Origin of the sequence: Microbacterium sp. CH12i, from assembly GCF_000685355.1 — a bacterium.
In the GTDB taxonomy this organism is placed as follows: domain Bacteria; phylum Actinomycetota; class Actinomycetes; order Actinomycetales; family Microbacteriaceae; genus Microbacterium.
Genome location: NZ_JHET01000006.1, coordinates 290,390 through 307,426, shown reverse-complemented (window position 1 = coordinate 307,426; position 17,037 = coordinate 290,390). Strand labels below are relative to the sequence as shown.

General features: G+C 60.3%; 9 protein-coding genes, 3 rRNA genes and 1 pseudogene. 1 reads left to right on the top strand and 12 read right to left on the bottom strand.

Annotation, left to right across the window (positions count from 1 at the left end):
• The 6 genes from DC31_RS07950 to DC31_RS07925 form a co-directional block, all read right to left on the bottom strand.
• Positions 1 to 786: an amino acid ABC transporter ATP-binding protein gene (locus DC31_RS07950; protein ID WP_036278742.1), complete on the bottom strand. Its 786-nt coding sequence runs from the start codon at positions 784 to 786 to the stop codon at positions 1 to 3.
• Positions 773 to 1,435 carry an amino acid ABC transporter permease gene (locus tag DC31_RS07945; protein WP_036278741.1) on the bottom strand — a complete coding sequence of 221 codons (663 nt, stop codon included), beginning with the start codon at positions 1,433 to 1,435 and terminating at the stop codon, positions 773 to 775. The genes DC31_RS07950 and DC31_RS07945 overlap by 14 nt, the downstream gene beginning before the upstream one ends.
• A 2-nt stretch (positions 1,436 to 1,437) precedes the next feature.
• On the bottom strand, positions 1,438 to 2,235 hold the full coding sequence (locus DC31_RS07940) for an amino acid ABC transporter substrate-binding protein (RefSeq protein WP_036278739.1): 798 nt from the start codon (positions 2,233 to 2,235) through the stop codon (positions 1,438 to 1,440).
• Positions 2,236 to 2,303: 68 nt separating this feature from the next.
• Positions 2,304 to 2,420: ribosomal RNA gene (gene rrf, locus DC31_RS07935) — 5S ribosomal RNA — on the bottom strand.
• 136 nt (positions 2,421 to 2,556) lie between these two features.
• Positions 2,557 to 5,663, bottom strand: a 23S ribosomal RNA gene (locus DC31_RS07930).
• Between the two features lie 437 nt (positions 5,664 to 6,100).
• Positions 6,101 to 7,625 (bottom strand): 16S ribosomal RNA (locus DC31_RS07925).
• The 16S, 23S and 5S rRNA genes sit together here, the layout of an rRNA operon.
• Before the next feature lie 582 nt (positions 7,626 to 8,207).
• Here DC31_RS07925 and DC31_RS07920 point away from each other — a divergent pair.
• Complete coding sequence (locus DC31_RS07920; protein ID WP_081813779.1) at positions 8,208 to 9,536, top strand: CoA transferase; 1,329 nt, start codon at positions 8,208 to 8,210, stop codon at positions 9,534 to 9,536.
• Positions 9,537 to 9,553: 17 nt separating this feature from the next.
• Here DC31_RS07920 and DC31_RS07915 read toward each other — a convergent pair whose 3' ends face one another.
• The 6 genes and pseudogenes from DC31_RS07915 to DC31_RS07890 all read right to left on the bottom strand — a co-directional run bounded on the left by DC31_RS07915 (position 9,554) and on the right by DC31_RS07890 (position 17,035).
• Positions 9,554 to 10,342 (bottom strand): DUF4184 family protein, encoded by a 789-nt coding sequence (locus DC31_RS07915; RefSeq protein WP_036278737.1) that lies wholly within the window; start codon positions 10,340 to 10,342, stop codon positions 9,554 to 9,556.
• A complete protein-coding gene (locus tag DC31_RS07910; protein ID WP_235201395.1) occupies positions 10,342 to 11,784 on the bottom strand; it encodes an MFS transporter in 1,443 nt (480 codons plus the stop codon). The genes DC31_RS07915 and DC31_RS07910 overlap by 1 nt, the downstream gene beginning before the upstream one ends.
• Positions 11,785 to 11,907: 123 nt before the next feature.
• A pseudogene (tyrS, locus tag DC31_RS07905) lies at positions 11,908 to 13,207 on the bottom strand (tyrosine--tRNA ligase).
• Positions 13,208 to 13,242: 35 nt separating this feature from the next.
• A complete protein-coding gene (locus DC31_RS07900) occupies positions 13,243 to 14,379 on the bottom strand; it encodes an ATP-binding protein (RefSeq protein ID WP_036278733.1) in 1,137 nt (378 codons plus the stop codon).
• A 122-nt stretch (positions 14,380 to 14,501) separates the two neighbouring features.
• The gene (gene argH, locus DC31_RS07895) at positions 14,502 to 15,932 is read right to left on the bottom strand and encodes an argininosuccinate lyase (protein ID WP_036278731.1); all 1,431 of its coding nucleotides are present in this window, start codon (positions 15,930 to 15,932) and stop codon (positions 14,502 to 14,504) included.
• Entirely contained in the window at positions 15,929 to 17,035 is a 1,107-nt protein-coding gene (locus tag DC31_RS07890) for a heparan-alpha-glucosaminide N-acetyltransferase domain-containing protein (RefSeq protein WP_051606593.1), read from the bottom strand. Before DC31_RS07890 ends, argH begins: the two co-directional genes overlap by 4 nt.
• Positions 17,036 to 17,037 lie beyond the last annotated feature (2 nt).

Here is a 17,037-nt window from a genome sequence, read left to right as displayed (position 1 = left end):
TCAGACGCCGTCGAGAGGACGCATGATGCGAGTGAGAAACCGCTGGGTACGCTCGTGCGTAGGTGCGGTGAAGAGCTGCTGCGGAGTGCCCTCTTCGACGACGACGCCGCCGTCGAGAAAGAGCACGTGGTCTGCCGCTTCACGCGCGAAGGCAAGCTCGTGCGTGACAACCACCATCGACCATCCTTCGTCTGCGAGTTCCTTGATGACGAGCAGAACCTCGCCAACGAGTTCCGGATCCAGCGCACTCGTGGGTTCGTCGAACAGCAGTAGATCTGGACGCAGCGCGAGCGCCCGCACGATGCCGACCCGCTGCTGCTGACCACCGGAGAGCTCGTGCGGATAGGCGTCTTCCTTGTCGTCAAGGCCAACGCGCGCCAACAGTTCTCTGGCCGCCGCAACCGCCTCGTCCTTCGGCACGCCCTGCACGCGCCACGGGCCCTCGATCACATTGCTCAATACCGTGAGATGCGGGAACAGGTTGTGGTGCTGAAACACCATCGCAGAGCGGTCCCGCAGAGCGAAGCGGGTCTTCTTGGATGGACGAGAGGTGAAGTCCATCTCTGGTCCGCCGTCGAGAGTGAGGATGCCGGCATCCGGTGTTTCGAGGCCGTTGAGCGAGCGAAGTACCGTCGTCTTTCCAGAACCGCTCGGCCCGATCAGCACGACGACTTCGCCGCGGTGGAGAGTGAGGTCGACGCCTTTGAGAACCTCGTTGTTTCCGAAGCTCTTGCGCAGCCCCCGTGCAGTTAGCAGCGGTGCAGCGGTGCGATCAGCGCGCGACATGACGATCCAGCCTCTTCTCCAGCACATCCTGGCCCATTGAAAGCACGAGGCAGATTACCCAGTAGACAAGCGCAGCGGTCAGATAGACAACCATGAACTTATAGCTGAATGCCGCTATCTGCTGGGAAATGCGGAAAAGCTCTGTAACGAGAATCAGCGATGCAAGCGAAGTGTCCTTCACCAGCGAGATAAAGGTGTTCGAAAGCGACGGCACCGACACTCGAGCAGCCTGCGGCAGAATAATCCGCGCCAATGTACGGGAACGGCCCATACCTACCGTGTATGCCGCCTCCCACTGGCCCTTGGGAACAGAGAGAATCGCTGCGCGAATCACCTCAGCGCCATAGCCGCCGACGTTGAGCGAGAACGCGATGATGGCACTGGGCCATGGGTCTACGACAATGCCAATGGAAGGCATGCCGTAAAAGATTACGAACAATTGCACCAAAAGCGGTGTGCCGCGAATGATCGAAATGTAGACGCGAGCGATACCCGACAAAAGGCGGTGCTCGGAAATGCGCATCAGCGCTACGCCGAGCGCCAGCATGAGCCCGAACGCGAAGGAGATCAGCGCGAGTGGGATCGTCCCGGTGAGACCCGCCAGAGCGATCGGCCCGATCGAGTTCAGGAACAATTCCCACAGATCCATGGCTACTCGCTGACGTCGACGCCGAAGTACTTGGTGCTGATATCAGCGAGGGTGCCGTCTGCGCGCAGCTCAGCGAGCGCACCGCTGACAGCCTCAGCGAGAACCTTTTTGTCCTTCGTGAATGCGAAAGCCTGCTCGCCGGCGTCATCCGTCTCGGCTGCGATCTTCAGGCCGGTGGGACCCTCAGTCTTTTCGTAGTCGAGGAACGTGAGTTCGTCATTGATAGTCGCGTCGACGCGACCCTGCTGCAGCAGCTGCACGGCCTGCGCCCAACCCTCAATAGGCTCGACCTTTGCGCCGCTGTCGGTAGCGAGCGTGTACCAGTTGCTGGTGAGTGACTGTGCGGTGGTCTTGCCAGCAAGGTCATCGAATGAGGTGATGGTCGTGTCGTCCTTGGGGACAACGATCACTCCGTGCGAGACCGTGTACGGGTCGCTGAGGAGGTAGTTCGCTTCGCGGTCGTCATTGATCGTCACTTGGTTCGCGATGAGGTCGAAGCGATTCGCGTCGAGGCCAGCGAAGATCGCGTCCCACTGCGTTTCTTTGAACTCGATCTTGAGGTCGAGCTTGTCGGCGATCGCCTCGATGATCTCAATGTCGTAGCCGACGAGGTCGCCAGTGCCGCCGCCCTCATGGAAGCTGAACGGACGGTAGGTTCCTTCAGTGGCGACGGTAAGGGTACCGGCTTGGACGAGGTCGAACTCATTGCTCGCACTCACGGTGCCAGAGCCACCGCTGCACGCAGTTAGGGCAGCTCCGGTCAGAATGAGCGCAGCGAATACAGTGAGGCGACGAGCCATGTGAAGACCTTTCTGGTCTGTTAACGCAAAATGGCCACCCAGCTTTGGGTGGCCATTTCAACGAAGAAGTCCGGCGGTGTCCTACTCTCCCACAGGGTCCCCCCTGCAGTACCATCGGCGCTATGAGGCTTAGCTTCCGGGTTCGGAATGTAACCGGGCGTTTCCCTCACGCTATGGCCGCCGAAACACTATTGATGTTTCAATCAAACCTAAAGGAACACACAAACACGCACAAAACACGTGCAAGTGTGTCGTTTTAGGGTTCTCGACCGTACATCGAGAACCACTCAGTGGACGCGTAGCACCAACAAACATTGGTGTGTTATCAAGTCATCGGCTTATTAGTACCAGTCAGCTACACACGTTACCGTGCTTCCACATCTGGCCTATCAACCCAGTAGTCTGGCTGGGAGCCTCTCACCCACAAGGGGTATGGAAATCTCATCTTGAGGCCGGCTTCCCGCTTAGATGCTTTCAGCGGTTATCCATCCCGAACGTAGCTAATCAGCGGTGCTCCTGGCGGAACAACTGACACACCAGAGGTTCGTCCAACCCGGTCCTCTCGTACTAGGGTCAGATCCTCTCAAATTTCCTGCGCGCGCAGCGGATAGGGACCGAACTGTCTCACGACGTTCTAAACCCAGCTCGCGTACCGCTTTAATGGGCGAACAGCCCAACCCTTGGGACCTACTCCAGCCCCAGGATGCGACGAGCCGACATCGAGGTGCCAAACCATGCCGTCGATATGGACTCTTGGGCAAGATCAGCCTGTTATCCCCGAGGTACCTTTTATCCGTTGAGCGACAGCGCTTCCACAAGCCACTGCCGGATCACTAGTCCCGACTTTCGTCCCTGCTCGACCTGTCAGTCTCACAGTCAAGCTCCCTTGTGCACTTACACTCGACACCTGATTACCAACCAGGTTGAGGGAACCTTTGGGCGCCTCCGTTACTTTTTGGGAGGCAACCGCCCCAGTTAAACTACCCACCATGCACTGTCCCTGAACCGGATTACGGTTCGAAGTTAGATATCCAATATGACCAGAGTGGTATTTCAACAATGACTCCACCATAACTGGCGTCACGGTTTCACAGTCTCCCACCTATCCTACACAAGCCACACCGAACACCAATACAAAGCTATAGTAAAGGTCACGGGGTCTTTCCGTCCTGCTGCGCGTAACGAGCATCTTTACTCGTAATGCAATTTCGCCGAGTTCGCGGTTGAGACAGTTGGGAAGTCGTTACGCCATTCGTGCAGGTCGGAACTTACCCGACAAGGAATTTCGCTACCTTAGGATGGTTATAGTTACCACCGCCGTTTACTGGGGCTTAAATTCTCAGCTTCGCCTTACGGCTAACCGGTCCTCTTAACCTTCCAGCACCGGGCAGGCGTCAGTCCGTATACATCGTCTTGCGACTTGGCACGGACCTGTGTTTTTAGTAAACAGTCGCTACCCACTAGTCTCTGCGGCCTCCAAACGCTTTTGGGAGTAAATCCCTATACGCCGAAGGCCCCCCTTCTCCCGAAGTTACGGGGGCATTTTGCCGAGTTCCTTAACCACGATTCTCTCGATCTCCTTGGTATTCTCTACCTGACCACCTGAGTCGGTTTGGGGTACGGGCGGCTAGAACCTCGCGTCGATGCTTTTCTTGGCAGCATAGGATCATCCACTTTTTATCCGCATCGTGTCTCAGCCTATGTGAACGGCGGATTTGCCTACCGTTCGGCCTACGCACTTGCACCAGGACTACCATCGCCTGGCATGGACTACCTTCCTGCGTCACACCTGTTAATACGCTAACCGCACCAGCATGGGGTCGTACGCTAGGCCTCACCCCATCACCCCGAAGGGATCCGGTCATGAGGATTCAGATACTTAGCACCACTGGATTAGCTTGGGCGGTTCTTCGCCGGTACGGGAATATCAACCCGTTGTCCATCGACTACGCCTGTCGGCCTCGCCTTAGGTCCCGACTTACCCAGGGAAGATTAGCTTGACCCTGGAACCCTTGGTCTTTCGGAGGACGTGTTTCTCACACGTCTTTCGCTACTCATGCCTGCATTCTCACTCGTGTAGCCTCCACGGCTGGTTCACACCGCCGCTTCGCTGGCCACACGACGCTCTCCTACCCATCAATACGGCTGGACCACGAAGGCCTACCAATAATATCAATGCCACAACTTCGGTGGCGTGCTTGAGCCCCGTTACATTGTCGGCGCGGAATCACTTGACCAGTGAGCTATTACGCACTCTTTCAAGGGTGGCTGCTTCTAAGCCAACCTCCTGGTTGTCAAAGCAACTCCACATCCTTTCCCACTTAGCACGCGCTTAGGGACCTTAGATGGTGGTCTGGGTTGTTTCCCTCTCGACTATGAAGCTTATCCCCCACAGTCTCACTGCTGCGCTCTCACTTACCGGCATTCGGAGTTTGGCTGACGTCAGTAACCTTGTAGGGCCCATCGGCCATCCAGTAGCTCTACCTCCGGCAAGAAACACGCAACGCTGCACCTAAATGCATTTCGGAGAGAACCAGCTATCACGAAGTTTGATTGGCCTTTCACCCCTATCCACAGCTCATCCCCTCAGTTTTCAACCTAAGTGGGTTCGGTCCTCCACGTGCTCTTACACACGCTTCAACCTGGCCATGGATAGATCACTTCGCTTCGGGTCTAGGACATGCGACTGAATCGCCCTATTCAGACTCGCTTTCGCTACGGCTACCCCACACGGGTTAACCTCGCCACATATCGCTAACTCGCAGGCTCATTCTTCAAAAGGCACGCTGTCACCCCTACTAAGGAGGCTCCAACGGTTTGTAAGCAAACGGTTTCAGGTACTATTTCACTCCCCTCCCGGGGTACTTTTCACCTTTCCCTCACGGTACTTGTCCGCTATCGGTCATCTGGAAGTATTTAGGCTTATCAGGTGGTCCTGACAGATTCACACGGGATTTCTCGGGCCCCGTGCTACTTGGGATACTCTTCGCGCCAGAACACGCATTTCGACTACGGGGTTGGCACCCTCTATGACCGGCCTTTCAAGACCGTTCGTCTATACGCTTCTGTAACACCGCCATCTCGGCAGAGATGACTGAAAAGTCCCACAACCCCGAATATGCAACTCCTGCCGGATATCACACACACTCGGTTTAGCCTGATCCGGTTTCGCTCGCCACTACTAACGGAATCGCGGTTGCTTTCTCTTCCTGTGGGTACTGAGATGTTTCACTTCCCCACGTTCCCTCTACCCGCTATATATTCAGGCGGGAGCACTAGGTCGGCACGCCGCCCAGCGGGGTTTCCCCATTCGGACACCCTCGGATCAAAACTTGCTTATCAGTTCCCCGAGGCTTATCGCAGATTGCTACGTCCTTCTTCGGCTCCAGATGCCAAGGCATTCACCGTTTGCTCTTAAAGACTTGATACATGAGTTTGAATCAAAACTCGACACACACCCCGAAAGGTGTGTATCTGAAATTGACTAATGATCTTTAAGATCATCTTGTGCAACCGATCCGAAGATCAGCTGCAAGATGCTCGCGTCCACTGTGTAGTTCTCAAAGTACGGGCGGTACCTTAAACCATCCCCAACCAACGGTCAGAAACAGCAAAAGGTCCAGAAAAACCAGTCACAACCCCCGCCCCCAAAAGGACAACGATCGGTTCCGGTCCCTCAGGACCCAACAGCGTGCATATGCCGGCACCCAACTCCCACCCCCGTTCCGATCACCCAAAGGCGATGTACTAAGAGAGGAAACCTTCCTCCAGCATCTTGTCTAATGTTCCACCCATGAGCTCCCAGCGAGAAACGTATGTTCTCGATCTGGGGTCTGGACAGCCGAAGCTGCCAGTTGCTCCTTAGAAAGGAGGTGATCCAGCCGCACCTTCCGGTACGGCTACCTTGTTACGACTTAGTCCTAATTACCAATCCCACCTTCGACAGCTCCCTCCCCGAGGGGTTAGGCCACCGGCTTCAGGTGTTACCGACTTTCATGACTTGACGGGCGGTGTGTACAGACCCGGGAACGTATTCACCGCAGCGTTGCTGATCTGCGATTACTAGCGACTCCGACTTCATGAGGTCGAGTTGCAGACCTCAATCCGAACTGGGACCGGCTTTTTGGGATTCGCTCCACCTCACGGTATTGCAGCCCATTGTACCGGCCATTGTAGCATGCGTGAAGCCCAAGACATAAGGGGCATGATGATTTGACGTCATCCCCACCTTCCTCCGAGTTGACCCCGGCAGTATCCCATGAGTTCCCACCATTACGTGCTGGCAACATAGAACGAGGGTTGCGCTCGTTGCGGGACTTAACCCAACATCTCACGACACGAGCTGACGACAACCATGCACCACCTGTTTACGAGTGTCCAAAGAGTTGACCATTTCTGGCCCGTTCTCGTATATGTCAAGCCTTGGTAAGGTTCTTCGCGTTGCATCGAATTAATCCGCATGCTCCGCCGCTTGTGCGGGTCCCCGTCAATTCCTTTGAGTTTTAGCCTTGCGGCCGTACTCCCCAGGCGGGGAACTTAATGCGTTAGCTGCGTCACGGAATCCGTGGAATGGACCCCACAACTAGTTCCCAACGTTTACGGGGTGGACTACCAGGGTATCTAAGCCTGTTTGCTCCCCACCCTTTCGCTCCTCAGCGTCAGTTACGGCCCAGAGATCTGCCTTCGCCATTGGTGTTCCTCCTGATATCTGCGCATTCCACCGCTACACCAGGAATTCCAATCTCCCCTACCGCACTCTAGTCTGCCCGTACCCACTGCAGGCTGGGGGTTGAGCCCCCAGATTTCACAGCAGACGCGACAAACCGCCTACGAGCTCTTTACGCCCAATAATTCCGGATAACGCTTGCACCCTACGTATTACCGCGGCTGCTGGCACGTAGTTAGCCGGTGCTTTTTTCTGCAGGTACCGTCACTTTCGCTTCTTCCCTGCTAAAAGAGGTTTACAACCCGAAGGCCGTCATCCCTCACGCGGCGTTGCTGCATCAGGCTTGCGCCCATTGTGCAATATTCCCCACTGCTGCCTCCCGTAGGAGTCTGGGCCGTGTCTCAGTCCCAGTGTGGCCGGTCACCCTCTCAGGCCGGCTACCCGTCGCGCCTTGGTGAGCCATTACCTCACCAACAAGCTGATAGGCCGCGAGCCCATCCCCAACCAATAAATCTTTCCAACAACTGACCATGCGGTCGCTGTTCGTATCCAGTATTAGACGCCGTTTCCAGCGCTTATCCCAGAGTCAGGGGCAGGTTGCTCACGTGTTACTCACCCGTTCGCCACTGATCCCCAAGAGCAAGCTCCTAGTTCACCGTTCGACTTGCATGTGTTAAGCACGCCGCCAGCGTTCATCCTGAGCCAGGATCAAACTCTCCGTAAAAGAAAAAAAACTGAACACACCGGAAAAAGGTGTGAGCAGCGAGTTTGAACTGACCAAAGAAATGAATCAAACTGACTTCATTTAAAATGCCAACCCCGGAAGCTGGTCTTTGATCCAAAGGAATTCTCAACCACCAACCCAAAAGGTCAATGGACGAGGATAATTTGGCATTTGACAAGTGCACGCTGTTGAGTTCTCAAGGATCGGACGCTCCCACGACCCAACCATCACAGTCAGGCCCGAAGGCAACTTCTCAATCTTACCCAGCTTGTTCCGTTTGTCAAACTGACGCGCCGAGCAGAACTCGACGTGACCAGCTGTCCAGAAACAGGCTGAATCTCCTTCCCGGATCATCTGCCGAAGCTGATGTTCTGGGAGTGGAGTTGTCTACCGCTTGAGGGGAGCTGGGCCTCGGCCCTCGCTCAACCCTGTGGGGCGAACAAGTAATAACTTACGTGGGATCTGCTGGAGTGGGCAAATCCAGGCCCTCCGCCGGGCGTGTCGCCGAGCCGCCGAAAAAGAACACTCCTGATCACGGGCATTTTCCGTGTTCTGGACGGCTCCGACGGGTACGATCGCGCCATGAATGACGATACGAACGCGGGCCGCGAACTCCTCGTTCGCATCGCCTCCGATCTCGGGCTTGATCGAGAGATCGCACGTACGGTTCCCGATCCTGTTCACCCCGTACCGCTCCCCTCTCGCCTCGCCGTCGGAGCGCTCGCGTGGGCAAGTGTGACGGCAGCGTCGCTTGCATCTGGTCGAGAAGATTCGCATCTCCACTCCCCCGATCCCGACCGGATCGCCATGGCATACCGCAGCGATCGGATTCTCCTCGTCGACGGCCGCGCGCCCACAGTCTGGTCCCCGTACTCCGGCTTCTGGGCAGCATCCGATGGTTGGGTGCGCACACATGGCAACTACCCCCACCATGCGCGTGCGTTCCGCTCGGCTCTTGAGGTGTCCGCGAAAGCTGACCCAGACGAGATCCGCGCCCTCTTCGCAGGCTCGACTGTGCACACGTGTGTGGAACGCATCACCCGCGCCGGCGGCCTCGCCGTCGCGGTCAAGGCTGAGGACCGCGCGCGCGACGCTGCGCTACGCGACCAACCGTTGGTCGATGTCCGTCGCATCGACGAGGCTGCGCCACGCACAAGAGAAGTTCGACCGAACGTCACAACGCCACTCGACGGCATCCGCGTTCTCGATCTCACACGGGTGATCGCAGGCCCGGTCTGCACTCGTACTCTCGCTCTGCTCGGTGCCGACGTTCTGCGCATCGATCCCCCGCACCTACCGGAGATCGACTGGCAACACCTCGATACCGGTCACGGCAAACGCTCTGCACTGCTGGACGCAACTTCGACACAGATGACGGACCTGCTCGAGGCCGCAGACGTCATCGTCCTCGGCTATCGACCTGCCGCGCTCGCGCGTCTCGGGCTGTCGCCGGCACACCTCGCCAGGCGTCACCCCGGACTCGTGATCGCTCAGTTGAGCGCCTGGGGCGTCGATCAACCGGACCGCGCCGGCTTCGACAGCCTCGTACAGGCGGAGTCGGGGATCGCTCTCATTGAGTCCCCCGACGGCGGGCGTCCGGGTGCCCTCCCCGCGCAAGCGCTTGATCACAGTGCCGGCTACCTGCTCGCGGCATCCGTCTGTCGAGCGATTACGCGGCAGGCTCAAGAGGGCGGAACTTGGCACGTCAGCACCTCCCTGCGCCGGATCGCCGCAGAATTGCTCGGGATGCCTCGCCTCCAGGACCCCGAACCGGAACGCGAGGTCGACGTCGCCGACCACAGTCAGCAGTTCGATGTCAGCGGGCAGGCAGTGACGACGGCGCGCGCCGCGCTGCCTGGATTCACTTTCGCTCCGCCCCGCACGTGGGCTGGTGATGCTCCGAGTTGGTGATGCTCCGAGTTTGCGACTCAGCGGCGCAGTGCGCGAACAGCGCCCACCGCGACGCAGAGCGCCAGCGTCAGCACACCCCAGATCGCGCACGCCGGTGGAAGCATCCGGTATGCCAGGTGCTGCGGCGTGAATTCCGCGGTAAACGGGCCGTAGGCCGCAAGTCCGAACACCACCGCGGCAACGAGAATGGCCGGTAGTGACCCCCACCACGCAACCCGCACCCACGTGGGCAGCATCCGGTTCACAGATTCGCCCGGCACCCGGCGTCGCAACCACATCAGTGCCCAGATCCCGAGGATCACCAACGCAACGATGCTCGACCCGTGCTGCAGCCACTTGAAGCCCTGCAAAGGTCCCCACTGTTGCGCGAGCACTGGGAAGAGGCGGCTGCCCAAGCGGTCGGCATGCGTGAACAGGTCCCACGCGATGTGCGAGGCAACTCCCAGGAGCAAGGATGCTGCGAGTAGCAACGGATACCACCGACCCTGTCCGACACCGACGGCCTCTTGCGCGGCAAGGCGGGAACCAATGCCCCATTCTGCCGGGAGCCGCGATGCCAACCACCCAGGCGAGAGCTCACCAACGGCCGGCCGCAACAGCACCCGCCAGATCAAGAACAGCCCGAACGCGACCAGCGCCGTCCACACGACGTTTCCGAGCGTGTGGGTGAAGGCGTAGTTGATTCCGATGCCGCGCAAAAACAACGGCAGATCTGGTGTCATCGCGCCGATTGCAATCGCCGCAGGCACCAGCCGCGTGCGTAGGAACGGGAGTGCAATCAGCGCGTGACTCGGAGTGAAAGGCACTACCGCCCCACGGGCTCAGCAGGAGGTTCGATGACAGGAAGAGGCATCGTGTTCGTGTCGATGAATGGATTTTCGTCCTGGTGTTCGACGATCTCCACCGCTTCCTCCCGCGTCTCCACAGTCGGGAACGAGCCAAGGAGCGGACGCTGCGCGGTTTCTTTCATAGTCAGCAGTGCGACCCCGCCGAGCGCAGCGAAGAACATGATGTAGAACGCCGGCATATAGGTGTTGCCGGTCAGTTCGATCAACGCCTGGCTGAACAACGGGGTCGTGCCGCCGAAGAGCGAAACCGCAAGGTTGTAAGCGACCGCCATCGCACCGAAGCGGGACGCTGTCGGAAACAGCGCGGGCAGCGCCGATGCCGAGATCGCGACGTAGAAGGCGACGGGGATAGCGACCATCATGAGTGCGACCAGCACGGCCCACTCTTCGCCGATCTGCATCACCATGAACGCAGGAATCATGAGTACCAGGGTCGATCCGACAGCGATCGCATAGACCGGACGACGTCCGATCTTGTCGGAGAGCTTGCCGATGAGCGGCAGACACGCACTCATCACCACCAGCACCGGAACCGTGGCGAGTGCTGCCATCAGGTTCGATACGCCGACCTCGGTCTCGAGGTAGGTGGGCATGTAGCTCGTGAGCGCATACCCCGCAGTGTTGGTGGCTGAGACCAGCGCGATGCCGATGAGGATGACGCGCCAGTGGTGGCGGAAGATGCCGAGAAGACCCTGTCGAGCCATGGGATCGTTGCTCTCAGCATCCTCGGCCACGGCAGACGCCTGCTCGGCTTCGAATGCCGGAGTCTCGGGAATCTTGAGTCGGAACCAGATCGCGACAACGCCGAGCGGGATGGCGACGAGGAACGGGATGCGCCATCCGAAGTCGACCATTCCGTCCGCACCGGCGGAAGACTCCACGATCCACGTGGTGAGCGCGACGACGGATGCTCCAGCGGCGAAGCCGATGTAGGAGCCGACGTCAAGGAACGAAGACCAGTACCCGCGAGTGCGGTCCGGCGAGAACTCCGACACGTATGTCGTCGCACCGGCGTACTCGCCACCCGTAGAGAAGCCTTGGATCATCTTCAGCAGGTACAGAGGGACGACCGCCCACAGGCCAATCTGCGCAGAAGTGGGCAGAACCCCGATCAGCGCGGTGGCGGCAGCCATCATCGCCATCGTGAAGAACAGCACCTTCTGACGACCGATTCTGTCGCCGAGCGGTCCGAGCACGAAGCCACCGAGCGGACGCACCAGGAATGAGATCGCGAATCCGAACAGAGTGAGCAGCAGTCCGAGTCCGCCCTCGAGATCACCGGTGAACACGGTGGTGAGGGTGACGGCGAGGTAGCCATACACACCGAAGTCGAACCACTCCATGAAGTTTCCGACGACAGTGCCGCTGATTGCTGTCCGAAGACGTGACTTCTTCACCACAAGGACATCGTCGACTTGCAGCCGACGCGCCCGGGGCGGCGGAACAAAGCTTCCTTGGGCATGGCGATCAGTCTCCTTCAGTCCTCACCGAACGGTGACTGATGTTACCGGCCGACATGCCTGTCAGCTGAGGAACACGCCTGCCAGCGTCTTCTTCCCTCGACGCAGCACCGATACGCCGCCGGGCAAAGTGCCATGCACGGTGGCCGACTCGTCCTCGACCTTTGCGCCGTCAAGCGAAACGCCGCCCTGCTTGATGGCGCGGCGCGCATCGGACAGGCTCGACACCAGTCCGGTGGCAACGAGCGCATCCACCACTGCACTGCCGGTCTCAACCGTGGCATTCGGGAGTTCTTCCAAGGCAGTGCGCAGCGTGCTGGCGTCCAATGCGGTCAGGTCGCCCTGGCCGAAGAGTGCATCGGATGCCGCGATGACCGCGGCTGTGGCAGCTTCGCCGTGCACGGTGACGCCGACTTCGAGGGCCAGACGCTTCTGCGCGACACGACGGAACGGTTCGGTCTCCACGAGCTGCGCGTACTCTTCGATCTCCGCCCGGGTGAGGAACGTGAAGATCCTGAGACGTTCGATGACGTCGGCATCCGCGGTGCCCAGCCAGACTGGTACATCCGGTACGGGCTGCACATCTCGGCGTCGAGCCAGATCGCGTTGCCCTCGCTCTTGCCGAACTTCGTGCCATCACTGTTCGTGATCAGCGGGGTGCCGATCGCGTGCGCAGATGTGCCCTCGACGCGGTGGATGAGGTCGGTGCCGCTGGTGAGATTTCCCCACTGGTCGCTCCCACCGGTCTGCAGGACACAGCCGTACTGACGGTAAAGCTCGAGGAAGTCCATCCCCTGCAGGATTTGGTAGCTGAACTCGGTGTAGCTGATGCCCGCATCGGAGTTCAGGCGCGCAGCGACGGCGTCCTTCTTCAACATCGTGCCGACACGGTAGTGCTTACCGATCTCACGAAGGAAGTCGATGGCCGACATCGGCGCGGTCCAGTCGAGGTTGTTCACCATGCGTGCGGCGTTGTCACCCTCGAAGCTGAGGTAGCGCTCGACCTGTGTCCGCAGCCGTCCGACCCATTCCTCCACGGTTTCGCGGGTGTTGAGGATGCGCTCTGCTGTCGGCCGAGGGTCGCCGATGAGGCCGGTCGAGCCTCCGACGAGACCGAGCGGCTTGTGCCCGGCAAGCTGAAGACGACGCAGCAGGAGCAGCTGCACGAGGTTACCCAGGTGCAGGCTCGGTGCGGTCGGGTCAAACCCGCAGTAATAAGTGATCGGGTCGCCAGCGAGAAGGGCGCGCAGCGCCTCCTGGTCAGTGGACACGTGGACGAGGCCACGCCAGACGAGTTCGTCCCACACGTTTCAAACGTGGGGTCGATCGCGGGGGCGGCAGTCGTCAGAGCGGGAATTGACACGCGTTCCAGGCTATCAGCGCCGAGGAGGCACTCACCTACCGCGGATCGTCTTCAAGTTCACGGATGTAGCCGGCAAAGCCGGGGACGGGAATCGTCACGCGGCCGTGCCCTTCAGAGCGGATCAAGCCCTTCGCTATCAGGCGCGAACGCACAGAGGAAAGGCTGCGAGAACTCACGTCGAGTACTTCGGCGAGGTCTGCCCGATCGACGCTGTCGCTCTTCTCCTGTAACCAAGCGACCGCGGTGAGGAATCGTCGCTGGTTGGGAGTCGTGTTGGCCCAGCGAGCGGCGAATAGATTTCGGAGGTCGCGGTCGACGCTAGTCTGCGCAGTCTTCACGTTGCGCGCGGTGATCGTACTGCCCGCATCCGGTCGCCCGGCTGCCACCCAGGCGGCGTCACCGTACAGCTGCACGGCGTAGGGATAACCGGCGGCGAGTTCGGCCGCGAGCTCGAGTGCTTCAGATTCCCACGCCACGTCGAGTTCAGCGGCCGGTTCACGGAGCGCCGCGACCTGTGCGCCGACCGTCAACATCTCGAGTGGCCGGTAGGCGAAGCGTTCACTGAAGGTGACGGCATCCGCGATTTGCTCTGGTGCGTTGGGGAGGCCGGCGGCATAGACGGCAGCGGGAATATCGGATGCCTCAGCCTGCAGGTGCTGCCACGCGTAAGCGAGGGTGCGGATGCCGTCGGCATCAGCAGACTGCACTTCGTCAATGAACAGGATCAAGGCCTTCACGCGTTTGCGATCTGCGGTGGTCGTGCGGATCAGCTTTTCCAGCGCTCTGGCGCCGACGGCCTCGACCGGTGGATTCTGCGTGCTCTTCGCACTGACCGAGGCAACGCCTGGGAAACCGACGGTGACGGTGAGTTCGTCCAGATGCTTACGGACTGACTTCGCCGCCTCTTGCGGCCATGAGCTGGTGGCTTCGCGGATGCCGTCGATGATCTGAGCGACCAGTCCGCCGCTCTCCCCCGCTGTTACCCAGATGCACAGCGCGTCACGCTCTTCGGCGAGGCGCTGATACGCGCGCAACAGCGAGGTCTTGCCGATGCCGCGTTCGCCGAAGGCGACATGGATGCGACCGATCAGCCGCTGCAGGTCGACCATGAGCGAGAGTCGTTCGTTGAACTCCTCGATCCGCTCGCCTCGGCCAGGAACGGCTCGAGCGATCTCACCCGGGGGTGTACGGGCTCGGCTGCATCGGCGCTCCAGATTTGAGATACTAAGAGATACTTGTGAAGAAGTATCTCAAGGTATCTGCGTCTTGGCAATGGGCGGTGTGGTCGAGCGTCCTACAGCCCGAGGGCGTGGGCCGCGGACTGGGCACGAGCGATCAGCTCGGCCCGCTGCTCCTCGACGCGCACAGGGGCTGTGCCACCGGCGCCGGTGCGAGATGCCACCGAGCCTTCGATGCTCAGCACCTCGCGTACTTCTGGGGTGAGGTGCGGCGAGACCTGCGCGAGCAGTTCATCCGATGCATCCTCCAGACCGATCCCCTGTGCTTCGCATGCCTTGACCAGCGCGCCCGAGATCTCGTGAGCATCGCGGAACGGCACGCGACGCTTGACCAGCCACTCCGCCACATCGGTCGCAAGCGAGAAGCCCTGCGGCGCGAGTTCTGCCATCCGCGCGGTGTCGAACGTGAGCGTGGCGACCATACCAGCGAAAGCGGGCAGGACGACTTCGAGGGTGTTCACCGAGTCGAAGACCGGCTCTTTGTCTTCCTGCAGATCGCGGTTGTACGCGATCGGCAGTCCCTTGAGCGTGGCCATGAGACCCGCGAGGTTACCGATCAAGCGACCGGACTTTCCCCGCGCGAGCTCGGCAATGTCGGGGTTCTTCTTCTGCGGCATGATGCTCGACCCGGTCGAGTAGCTGTCGTGCAGCGTGACGAACCCGAACTCGCGGGTGTTCCAGAGGATGATCTCTTCGCTGAGGCGTGAGAGGTCGATGCCGGTCATCGCCGTGATGAAGGCGAATTCTGCAACGACGTCACGCGCAGAGGTGCCATCGAGCGAGTTCTCGGCCGGGCGGTCAAGACCCAGCTCGCGGGCGACGAGTGCGGGGTCAAGACCGAGCGTTGAGCCGGCGAGCGCTCCCCCACCATAGGGCGAGGCGCCGGCACGGACGCGCCAGTCGACGAGACGCTCGAGCTCGCGCACCAGCGGCCAGGCGTGTGCCTGCAGATGGTGAGCAAGCAACACGGGCTGCGCGTGCTGGAGGTGCGTACGGCCGGGCAGAATCGCGTTGGGGTGTGCTTCGGCCTGAGCGACAAGAGCGTCGATGACGCGCAGGATGTCACGGGCGATGACCTTGGCGTGGTCGATGAGGTACATCCGCACCAGCGTGGCGATCTGATCATTGCGGCTGCGGCCTGCGCGAAGGCGTCCGCCGAGTTCTGCACCGAGCTCAACGATCAGCGCCTGCTCTAGTGCACCGTGCACGTCCTCGTCGGAGGGGACGGGGCGCAGCGTGCCGTCGGCGACCTTGTGGGCCACAGCATCCAGACCTGCATGCATCTGCTGCTCTTCGTCGGGCTCGAGATACCCGGCCGCGGCGAGCGCCTTCGCATGCGCGTGGGAGCCAGCGATGTCATACGGGGCGAGAATCCAGTCGAAGTGCGTGGATCGACTCAGCTCTACCAGCTCAGGCGACGGTCCGCTCGCGAATCGTGCACCCCAGAGAGCGCCTTCGTTCGTGCCGTCGTTCTTCGCGTCGCTCATTCGTCCAGCCTACCGACCTGACTCGGGGCACTCCGGACGATCCTCGAGGTTCGCTCGAGCGCCCACTCCAGCGGACCGCGGCCAATGAGCAGCGCCCAGAGCGTGCAGCCAATGATCGTGCCGAGAGTGAGCGGCCAGAACGGGTCAAGCTCTCGGAAGCCGAACAGATTTCCGGTGTCATTCAGTACCCACACTGCAATGGCGGTCCATACGAGCAGTTGCATCACATATGCCGTGAGCGGCATAGCGCCCGTTGCTCTCAGCGGCAGCGTCACCGCTTTCAACATCGGGATCCGGCACATGAGCAGGCACAAGGCAAGAACGGCGATGACGAATCCGCCCGAGCCGATGACCTCCCAGATACCGGCCGAGTGCGGCTCGGAAGTCCAGACCGCGAGCCAGTACTCATTCATGGCCGGAGGGGAGAGCTCCGCGAGTCCGTAACCGATGGCTGCGAGAGCTGCGCCGATCGCCAGCATTCGAATTTGCACGCTCAGCCGGGTGACGCCTGCTCTGGCGATGCCGAGCCCTGCGAGCACAAAGGCGACCCACACTGTGAATGGGTAGTGCCAGCCGATGGCCGCATCGAGCTCTAGGGCGAACGGTCCCTGCCAGATGGGTAGCCGATCCAGCAGCGGTTGGATGAAGGGCATGACAATGCCAAGCACCGCCGCGGTCCACAGCACCGGTCCTGCCTTGAGTCCCGTGAGCGGCAACACGATCAGAAACAGGATCGCGTAGGCGGGGAGGATCACGTACACCGGCACCCCGGTGAGGATCAGCAGGATGCCGAGCACCCAGAGCACGCCAGCTCGCATCGCCAGCCGCCCGCGCGCGACGTTCATCTGCTCTGGGCCGAGCGGCGTGCGGCCGCCCGTGACCAATCCGATCGAAACGCCAGCAAGCGTGGCGAACAAGATTGACGATCGCCCATCGACGATCGCGAGCCACGTTCCGGGTTCAGACCATACCCAGCTCTCCGCCGTCACGAGCAGGTGAGCGGCGAACATTCCCAAGACGGCGAGGCCACGCGCAAGGTCGACGCCGGAGATCCGTGCCGGTCCGTTCAGACGTGCCCAACGTGTCCCGAAATGACCCGGCATGA

Excerpts from the sequence above, each read along its gene's own strand:
- argH (WP_036278731.1), bottom strand. The coding sequence starts at position 15,932 with ATGAGCGACGCGAAGAACGACGGCACGAACGAAGGCGCTCTCTGGGGT.
- DC31_RS07940 (WP_036278739.1), bottom strand. The coding sequence starts at position 2,235 with ATGGCTCGTCGCCTCACTGTATTCGCTGCGCTCATTCTGACCGGAGCT.
- DC31_RS07945 (WP_036278741.1), bottom strand. The coding sequence starts at position 1,435 with ATGGATCTGTGGGAATTGTTCCTGAACTCGATCGGGCCGATCGCTCTG.
- DC31_RS07890 (WP_051606593.1), bottom strand. The coding sequence starts at position 17,035 with ATGCCGGGTCATTTCGGGACACGTTGGGCACGTCTGAACGGACCGGCA.
- DC31_RS07950 (WP_036278742.1), bottom strand. The coding sequence starts at position 786 with ATGTCGCGCGCTGATCGCACCGCTGCACCGCTGCTAACTGCACGGGGG.
- DC31_RS07920 (WP_081813779.1), top strand. The coding sequence starts at position 8,208 with ATGAATGACGATACGAACGCGGGCCGCGAACTCCTCGTTCGCATCGCC.